We start from the raw sequence: 9038 nt of genomic DNA, 5'->3' as shown, positions 1-9038 counted from the left end.
ATTTTAGTCACCAATCCATATTCTTTCGCGGTTTCACAGTCGATCACTTTGGCCGTCATTGCCATTTCTAAGGTGTGATCTTTACGCATCAGCTCGCGAAATGCGATGGCGCCTCCCATGTCAGGAATCAGCCCCCACTTCGCTTCCAATATCGAGAAGTTCGCGTCTGGGCTAGCGATTCTAAAATCACCACCACTGGCTAATTGAAGCCCACCTCCCCAACAACGCCCGTGAATCGCAAAAATGACAGGGCAAGGGATCTCTCGCCAACCAATAGAAAAATACTGAGCCGCATTTGGCAACGTCGGCAACCATTTGAACAAAAGCTTCATCGCTCCAACTTTACTGTTCAATAACGATTTAACATCGAGCCCTGAACAAAAATCCGTACCATTACCTTTCACTATCACAGCGCGAATCTCGTTATTCTTTTTGAGTTCTCTGATCATATTATTGACGCCTTCAAACATCGCCATATCAATAGCGTTGAGCTTATCGGGTCTATTCAGCACAACGGTGGCAATTTGGTTTTCATCAATGGAACAAGTGATACGATCGAGGTTTGGCATGGTGGCTACCTTATAAGTGGTCAGACCTTTAGGTTATACATTTTATTAACATATGCCAAACTTGCACATTAAGAAGCGAGACCTGTGTTGCTTAACACCTCCCCCTTACACAAACGACATCAATAAAAAAGCAGTGATGGTTCGCTCCATTCACTGCTTTTCATTCGTAGCTTTTATTGCGAATCGCTTTGATTGCCAGTAGTTTTGAATACCAGTAGCTTTGATAATCAAGGGCTCTCTGTTTTGACAGAACCTATGTTCTTCGAGATTTCAGTAACAAGAAGATGAAATAACTGCCACCAATAATTGAAACTAACGTCCCTGCGGCAAGCTGCGCTGGGAACACCACCACTTGCCCTAACCAGTCTGCAAATAGCATCAATGCTGCACCAATCAAAAACGACAAGATGATCTGCTCTCGAACCAAACGAGCGCCCACCATTGCTGCGATATGCGGAGCTAACAAGCCGACAAACGCGACTGGTCCCATGGTGGTTGTCACGACCGAACATAAGATCGCAACAATACACAACAGTGCCACGTAGGCGATACTGATATTCAGCCCTCTGGCACTCGCGAACTGTCGGCCAGTCGCAATTAAGGTCACCCAACGGCTCAATAGCAAAGCAGCCCCGATAGAAGCCGTTATCACCATGGTCATAATCATTGCCGACTCAGGTTCAACACGATAGGTAGAGCCTGCCAACCAAGCCAATAAAGTGTATTTCCCCTCACCCACTCGCGTTAAAGAGAATTGCACCAAAGCTTCCAAAACTGCGGTTAATGAGATACCTGTGAGAATCAAGATCGAAGGTGCAAACTGATGCTTCTTGCCAAGGAATAGCAATAAACACAGTGCAATCGCGCTGCCTAAGAAAGCAATCCAAGGGCTCAATGAGTGAATCGAATAACCCATAAATAGGCTACTGAAAATCAACGCCAGAACAGCGCCCGCCGACACACCAAGAATGTCCGGGCTTGCAAGCGGATTGTAGACTAACCTTTGTAAAATCACGCCCGCCACCGCCAAACCGCCACCAGCGAATATCGCCGTTAATATTCTCGGCCAACGAATCGACCATTCAAATGCGTCTGGGATAACAAAATAGCCCATATCAGAAGAAGGCTGTGAGAGCGTACTCAACGCCAACAGCCCAAAAATCATTGTGCCTAACAAGAAGTAAGCCAAAGGTGAAATAAACTTTGGGCCTTTAGGCATCGAGAAAAACAGCTGATCTTGAGCCGATAATTGCTTTCTCGCAATTATGATCAACGCTGGAGCGCCAATCACCGCGGTTGCCGTTCCTGTTGGAATCATATCCAAAGACCATTGCGCCAAGAAAATCGCCAAGCTGTCGGTCACACAAAGCAGTAGCGCACCTAATACACAGCTTGCGACGAGTTCAGATTTGGCCTTTAGAAAACCTAAATGCCTCGCAATGTTCGGAGCTATCAAACCAATAAAGCTGATCACGCCCACTGAGGTAATCGACACTGAGACCAACCAAACGCCAATTGCCATTAGCACAAAGAATGTTGCGCCAATATTGAGCCCGCGTGCTGCTGCCCCTTCAGTGCCAATCGAAAGCAAAGTCAGGACTCTTGGCGCCAATAAGAAGATGGCAAAGATCGGAAGTAGCTTAGGCATCAGCCAAATTACTTGTTCCCAACCGTTCTGTCCTAGATCACCCGCTCCCCATACAAACAAGTTCTGGGCGTACTGGTCATTGAGCAAAATAATCGCAGTCGCAAATGCGCCTAACAGTAAGTTAACTGCCATGCCCGACAAAACAATTGGCAAGCCGCTCATGTTTTTGATTCCGACAATCGAAACAATCAGCCCCATCGCCAGCAGTGCACCGATCAGAGCGAACCAAACTGAATACTGAGCGACCAACATCGGCGCAACCACATTCAGAATAACCAAACCAAGCCACGCCCCTGACGACGTACCTAAAGTAAGCGGCGACATCATTCGGTTCTGCGTCAGTTGTTGAAACAGGCTACCTATGGTGCCGAGTGTTCCACCAACCAAAATCGCCATGACCAAGCGAGGCAAGTTGACATAGATTAACGCCATCAACTCGAATGAATCATCAACCATTGAGTTGAATGTCACGCTGTCACTGATCAGTGAAACTTGCTGGAGCAGCTCACCGATAGGGCCAAATTCAGATTGCCCTAACCATAAATGAACAAGGGAAGCGAAAAACAGCGCTGCCCCCATCACCAAACCACTGGATTTCATTACTGCTCCGCTAACGTCAACAGCGATTGCGCCATAGCTTCTGCGTTATACAAAATCGACATTGCACCACCGTAACTCCAACTTGCCGCTACTGGACTAAATTGACCGTTACGAACAAAAGGCATGCTCTTCCAAACCGGGGATCGGTCTAACTTTTCTTGATATGGAAAAGGTTCAAAGTAAAGCGCAATGCCCTTCTTTACGTTCTTAAGCTCTGTCATTCGTTTTTGACTGATGCCCCACTGACTCGCAGGAAGATCCATCGCATTTTCAAAACCTAACTGTTCAAGCGCATATTGCGGAATCGAATTATCGCCGTAGATAAACACCGATGTGGTACTCGCAAAACGGAAAGAAGTAACTTTTGGCTTGTCACCCGGATACGCTTTGTCTAACTCAGCTTTTAGAACAGCGATACGTTCATCCATCACTGCCAATTTGTTGTTCGCTTGTTCTTCATTGCCAAGCAATTTACCTATCTTCTTGAAGTTCTCTATAGCAGCCGCTGCATTGTTGTGTTGTTCACTGTACGTTTGGTAGTAAAGTACGGGCGCAATTTCCGAGAGTCGATCCTGAAGATCTTTCTGAGGCGAAGCGATAAGAATCACATCAGGGTTTAGCTTCTTCAAAGCAGAAAAATTAGGCTCAGTTCGAGTGCCAATGTCCGCCACGCCTTCTGGAATGGCAGGCTGAACAACCCAGTCGGTATAACCAGCAATATCAGGTACTGCTACTGGTGTTACACCGAGTTCAATCACTTGTTCGGCTATGTCCCAGTTCAGCGCCGCCACTCTAACAGGCTGAGCTTCAAGGGTTTTAACGCCCTCGCTGTCTTCAACTTGGTAATCGGCCATCGCATTAAACGATAAAGCGCTCGCTAATACGGATACCGCCAGCTTTATATGCAAGCTCTTTATTTTAGAAACATGGGAAGCGATTCGTTGTAAATTCATATTGTTGCCTACTCAATCTAAATTCTATATTTATTCAAACGACAAAAGCAGCCCAGTAATGGCTGCTTTAAATTGATAACCCTAACTTAGTTAGAATTCGTAATTAACATTAAATTCTACAGTTTGCTCTTGACCGTACCAGCAATAGCTCTCATTCCAACAAGTGTAATACTCTTCATTGAATATGTTATTTGCAACGACATTAGCTGTTGCGTTCTTAAGCGAGCTGTTAACCTCTCCTAAGTCATAACCTAGAGACAAATCAACTAAAGTATATGATGGTACTTGGCCTTTATTTTTGTCTGACGTATCGTTTAGAACAGTTTCTCCCACATAACGCACGCCACCGCCGACTCTAAGGCCACTCATTGTACCACTACGTACAAAGTAGTTAGCCCAAACATTTGCAGTATGATCTGGTACAAATACTGGTGTTTGTCCGATATTTGACGCATTTCTATCTTCCGTAATTTCCATATCGGTGTATGTGTAGTTCGCCAACACATCCAAGTTTTCAGTGACTTGTGCTCGTCCTTCCAACTCAATACCTTGTGAGCGAATCTCGCCAACTGAAGTCCATGGTGAAGCGCCATCAGGACGAACTCCAACATTTTTCTTATTCACTTGGAACAGAGCCATCGAACCTGAAATCATATTCTCATATGAGTCATACTTAAGACCAAACTCGACTTGTTCACCGGTTTCAGGATCTAAGTTATTACCGTTAGTATCTAACTTTACACTCGGTTCAAAACTGGTAGCAAAGTTAGCAAATGGAGATAAACCATTATCAAATTTGTACAAAGCGCCTAAGCGGTATGAGAAGTTTGTATCATCAGTATCCGTTTTGCTTGGTGCACCACCCAATACTGATACTTTTGTCGTTGTTTCGACTTTGTCAAAACGACCACCAGCAATGAACACCCAATTATCAATCAACATCTGATCTTGGAAATAGAATCCAAGCTGACTCACTTCAATGTCGTTATTTTGATAATACGTTTTTGTAAAATCATTCGGATTCAGCTTATTGTTATTTGGATTGTAAAGGTTGATGCTATCAACACCTGCGAAAGCGTCGTAGGCTACATCACCCTCTGTGTTTCGATAATCCACACCAAAAAGTAAATAGTGATCCAATGAGCCAGTCGACACTAAGCCCGATAGTTGGTTATCAACACTAATACCCGTAGAACTTTCATCGGTGCTATATGCCGAACGAGCTAATGAGCCAGTTGAAGCATCAAAATTGCCACTGCTAGTACTTTCTTGATAAAAGTCAGTTTTCATATAACGGAAATTCTGAAGAAATGCCCAATTTGAGTTGAAATCATGGTTAAACTTATAACCAGTAATAAAGAAATCACGTTTGATGGTGTTGTAATTAACATCCCCGGCAAATGTCGAAGGTGATACTTTTCCTGATTCAATCGCCGCTAATGGGAGTGTCACGTTCTGACCTAATGCAGGGTCATTCTGATAATAAAGATTGAAGTTAATAAAGGTTTTATCAGACACATACCAATCGATTGATGGCGCAATCACATAGCGCTCTTCCTCAACACCGTCTACTTGCGTATCTTTCTTACGACCCAGAGCAACCAAGCGATAAGCAACGTTGTCACTCAAAGCACCCGTTGTATCCATTGAAGCTTCAACTAAGTTATCTAAACCCGTTGCTAAGCCAATTTTCGTAGACTCTTCGAACTTAGGCGCTTTTGCAATGATATTAACCATGCCTCCTGGTGGCATTGATCCGTAAAGAACCGATGTTGGACCTTTAAATATTTCCAAACGCTCCATCGCAATAGGATCAATCTGAGGTTGTACGTTCCATCCAGGAAGGATTGGCAACATCATTCCGTCATAATAGTTATTCGTAGAGTCAAAACCGCGAATTTTAACCCAATCACTAAGAACCACTGCACCACCTTTATTCTCGGTTGATACACCTGGTGCATAGCGAAGAGCTTGCATTACAGACTTAACACCACGTTGTTCCATCTGTTCGCTTTCGATAACGTTAAGTGTTTGCGGCGTTTCTTCTGGTGCTAAAACGGTTTTCGTTGCTGTATTACGGTAGGCTTTACCCATAACAGTAATAGTTTCTACATTCGAATCTGCCGAAGTAGCGGTATCTTCCGCGAATGCTTGCGCTGAAAACGCAGTCAGCAACGCGACTGCCAATGATGAATACTTAAAACGAGTGTGAGTGGTCATGATTCCCTCGGTACCAATGCTTAATTGTAAATAGTAATAAATCTCATTTGCATTGTATGTATCTAGAGGTAGGATAATTAACAATTTGGTGCAAGTTCAAAAAGAACTTGGCCTATTTTGAGTAAAACTAGGTCAATTGCTGATTAAACACACAATTGATCTAGTAACATTTGACCTAGTAGCGTTTGACCTTGTAGCCTTTGACCTTGTAACACAAAGGCTTTTGAGAAGGGGGGAGAAAGTCGGAGAGCTGAAATATGACTACGATTTAATAATAGGAACCCAGTACTCCATTTCCGCATCAGAAGCATGAGCTTGATAACCAAATGGGTACATCTCAAGTTCATAACCATCAACGCCACGATAACCTGAATTTGGAAGCCAATTAAGCACAAACCAACTTAGAGTATGGGGTAGATGCTCTATAGGACCACGGTGCTTCACTACAGCATAGGTTTGCTTCGGAATCGTCAGCACCTCTAACTTATCAGAGATAATACTAGGCAGTTGCGGGATAGAGATCTCGTCATGAAGCTCAACGCCCGCCCAATAGTAAATATTGGTTCCGTCAAAACAAGACTGAGTCAGGTCAACAACGCCAATAAACTGGAGCATGTTGGCGTCAGGGATTTCAACCTCACCTTCTAAACGTGACCATAGCTGAGGGACTTTCTGCGCGAAGTCTTGCGTGAGTGAAAACAAGCCACTGATTTCTGATGTCATTCCTTTCACTAAGAAAGACTCTCTTTCATCAATGCGTACTTCCACAAAGCTTAACGCCCTATTTTCTGAATTACTCGCCGTTTCAGATACTTGTATCGGCTTTTTTAACCCTACTCTTTTGCCTGCTTTTCTATACTGACTTGGGCTTACCCCAAACATTTGCTTAAACGAACGGCTAAAGCTTATTTCTGAATTGAATCCGAGACCAAGCGCAATATCGATAACACGATCTTTTCCATCAAGCAGCTCTTCGGCAGCCTGACTTAACTTTAGCTCTCTCACATAGTTCGCCACGGTAAGCCCGGTTTCGGCTTGAAACACTCTTTGCAGCTGCCAACGAGACCAACAGCTTTGCGTCGCTAAATCTTCTAGCGATAACGCAGAGCTAAGATTCGCATGGATATAAGCCAGAACGCGGCTGATACGGTCAAATGCAGGTGTGTTCATATTCAAGCTTTCATCTTCTCTATTTTTGACTAGGGCGTGTTGGGTTCAACAATACTTTTATCACTTAAAGTGGCTTTTATCACTGAAAAAAGGACAGCCCATCCAAACTTTATAAATCTCAAAAACGTAAAAAGCACCGAGTAGATGCTCCATTTTGTATGGTTATCCTCGACTATGTTCGTTATGATAACGCAACTGATTCTCATTTATTGATTTAAGATGCTTCCCCAACTGCACAATATTATCACTCGTCGGAAAGCCCCGTCCCTACATCAAAAAATCTTCGCTTACTCAAAACAAGTGACCCCTTATTTAAGCGGAAGCTTTGGTGCACTTAATAACAAGAGCATTGCGGTAACAAATGAGAATAGCCATAAAGAGCTCAAACGAGTTTACGATGGTCTTTCGCAAAGCCACCCAGAAGCAGGCAAAGCGTATTGGTTAACACGAACCTGGGATCTCGTGTGTTGGCAGCCTATCTATGTGACTTTCATTTCTATCTATGGGCTTCATTCATTGCCCGACATCAAGAATATCGGTCAATTTAGATACAAAGAGTTCATTACTGGCTACCGCTTCTTTAATGGTGATCATCAACATGGCTCACCAGAAGAGCTGATTCCCGATGCTGGTGAAGCCATTCTTGCACTGACTGAGTTTTATCGAAGCCAGATCAGTGAATGGACACGTATTCGCCCAGGATTTACCAATCATTTATTGGCCGATCTATTGTTAGGCAGTTTGATAAAACTTCAGCAACACGAACCAAGCCTGACCAACGATTACATTACTGCGCAAGCTAAACTTTGGCTAGAAGCATGCCAGTTGTCTGAAAATCATTTAGACAGCCTTAAAGTGGATTCTAGTTCGGGGATGTTAAAACTGATCAGAATCAGCTGCTGCCTGGTTTATAAGTGCGATTCAAGAAAGTACTGTGATAATTGCCCTAGGCATCCAGACAACAAAAAAATCGCTTAGTCACGCCATTTATTAAAGTTCAATACGACGAGCCTTCTCCATTGAGCTTCGCTACTGACCTAATTACAGGACTGACATGTTTCAGCTTTCAAACATCAAAGTTATTCGTGATGAACGAACCATTCTCTCAATCGAAGACCTCGCGATTCCGACCAATGAACTGACAGTCGTTCTTGGCCATAATGGTTCGGGTAAATCTACACTCGTTAATTTGCTCTCTGGGCAGATGTCGCCGGATCACGGCAGCGTGGAACTAGACGGCACTTCCCTCTCTTCATTCAAAAGCAAAGATTTAGCGAAAAAAATTGCTTATTTACCGCAAAAGCTCCCCGCTTCTGCTGGCTTAACCGTAGAAGAGTTGGTTCGTTTAGGACGTTTCCCATGGAGAGGCGCGCTAGGCCGTTGGAATTCAGAAGATAAGTCGATTATCCAACAGGCGATGGAAAGAACCGGTGTCACTGAATTCTCGCAAGCCTTGGCGGATGATTTATCTGGAGGAGAACGTCAACGCGCGTGGGTATCGATGTTGTTGGCTCAACAATCACCAGTACTAATCCTTGATGAACCAACTTCGGCACTGGATGTGCATCATCAGTTTCAGCTTATGGGTTTACTGTCTGAACTCAACAAAACGGAAAATGTTGGGGTGATCGTCATTTTGCACGATTTGAACTTAGCACTGCGTTACGCGACACACATCGTTGCACTGAAAAAAGGTCAGATTGCTTTTGAAGGCAGTGCGGATAAGTTACTTGATGAACAAGCGCTATCAGCTTTGTATGAGTCTTCGATTCGACTGATCGATCATCCAGTTCCAGCTAAGACAGCAGCAAGCGAGAAGGTTGCAGTCGTCTGTGAATAGTTCGGGCATTTCAGCTTAAGTCTAAGCTCTAAGCTCTA

General features: G+C 43.9%; 7 protein-coding genes. 2 read left to right on the top strand and 5 right to left on the bottom strand.

Annotated features, from left to right (window positions below):
- From AB4496_RS06995 to AB4496_RS06975, 5 genes are all read right to left on the bottom strand, one after another.
- A partial coding sequence (locus AB4496_RS06995; RefSeq protein WP_372130729.1) for a crotonase/enoyl-CoA hydratase family protein occupies positions 1 to 569 on the bottom strand: 569 nt, incomplete at its 3' end.
- A 253-nt stretch (positions 570 to 822) separates the two neighbouring features.
- Positions 823 to 2817, bottom strand: a complete 1995-nt coding sequence (gene fhuB, locus AB4496_RS06990) for a Fe(3+)-hydroxamate ABC transporter permease FhuB (RefSeq protein ID WP_009845537.1) — start codon at positions 2815 to 2817, stop codon at positions 823 to 825.
- On the bottom strand, positions 2817 to 3770 hold the full coding sequence (locus AB4496_RS06985) for an iron-siderophore ABC transporter substrate-binding protein (protein ID WP_032555065.1): 954 nt from the start codon (positions 3768 to 3770) through the stop codon (positions 2817 to 2819). Before AB4496_RS06985 ends, fhuB begins: the two co-directional genes overlap by 1 nt.
- A gap of 90 nt (positions 3771 to 3860) precedes the next feature.
- Positions 3861 to 5990, bottom strand: a complete 2130-nt coding sequence (locus tag AB4496_RS06980) for a TonB-dependent siderophore receptor (protein ID WP_009845539.1) — start codon at positions 5988 to 5990, stop codon at positions 3861 to 3863.
- Positions 5991 to 6251: 261 nt separating this feature from the next.
- Positions 6252 to 7160 carry an AraC family transcriptional regulator gene (locus AB4496_RS06975; RefSeq protein ID WP_009845540.1) on the bottom strand — a complete coding sequence of 303 codons (909 nt, stop codon included), beginning with the start codon at positions 7158 to 7160 and terminating at the stop codon, positions 6252 to 6254.
- 219 nt (positions 7161 to 7379) lie between these two features.
- Between AB4496_RS06975 and AB4496_RS06970 the strand changes: the two genes are divergently transcribed.
- Together AB4496_RS06970 and AB4496_RS06965 are read left to right on the top strand one after the other, a co-directional pair.
- A complete protein-coding gene (locus AB4496_RS06970) occupies positions 7380 to 8138 on the top strand; it encodes a siderophore ferric iron reductase (protein WP_009845541.1) in 759 nt (252 codons plus the stop codon).
- 76 nt (positions 8139 to 8214) lie between these two features.
- Positions 8215 to 9000, top strand: coding sequence for an ABC transporter ATP-binding protein (locus AB4496_RS06965; RefSeq protein ID WP_009845542.1), 786 nt, complete (start codon positions 8215 to 8217; stop codon positions 8998 to 9000).
- The last annotated feature ends 38 nt before the right edge of the window (positions 9001 to 9038 follow it).

The organism is Vibrio sp. 10N.222.46.A1 (assembly GCF_041473595.1).
Classification (GTDB): domain Bacteria; phylum Pseudomonadota; class Gammaproteobacteria; order Enterobacterales; family Vibrionaceae; genus Vibrio; species Vibrio tasmaniensis_A.
The sequence above is the reverse complement of the archived record's forward strand: the minus strand, read 5'-3'. Positions and strand labels throughout refer to the sequence as shown.

What these genes read in the sequence shown, in the direction of transcription:
- fhuB (WP_009845537.1), bottom strand. Translation starts at nt 2,817, where the DNA reads ATGAAATCCAGTGGTTTGGTGATGGGGGCAGCGCTGTTTTTCGCTTCC.
- AB4496_RS06985 (WP_032555065.1), bottom strand. Translation starts at nt 3,770, where the DNA reads ATGAATTTACAACGAATCGCTTCCCATGTTTCTAAAATAAAGAGCTTG.
- AB4496_RS06980 (WP_009845539.1), bottom strand. Translation starts at nt 5,990, where the DNA reads ATGACCACTCACACTCGTTTTAAGTATTCATCATTGGCAGTCGCGTTG.
- AB4496_RS06975 (WP_009845540.1), bottom strand. Translation starts at nt 7,160, where the DNA reads ATGAACACACCTGCATTTGACCGTATCAGCCGCGTTCTGGCTTATATC.
- AB4496_RS06970 (WP_009845541.1), top strand. Translation starts at nt 7,380, where the DNA reads ATGCTTCCCCAACTGCACAATATTATCACTCGTCGGAAAGCCCCGTCC.
- AB4496_RS06965 (WP_009845542.1), top strand. Translation starts at nt 8,215, where the DNA reads ATGTTTCAGCTTTCAAACATCAAAGTTATTCGTGATGAACGAACCATT.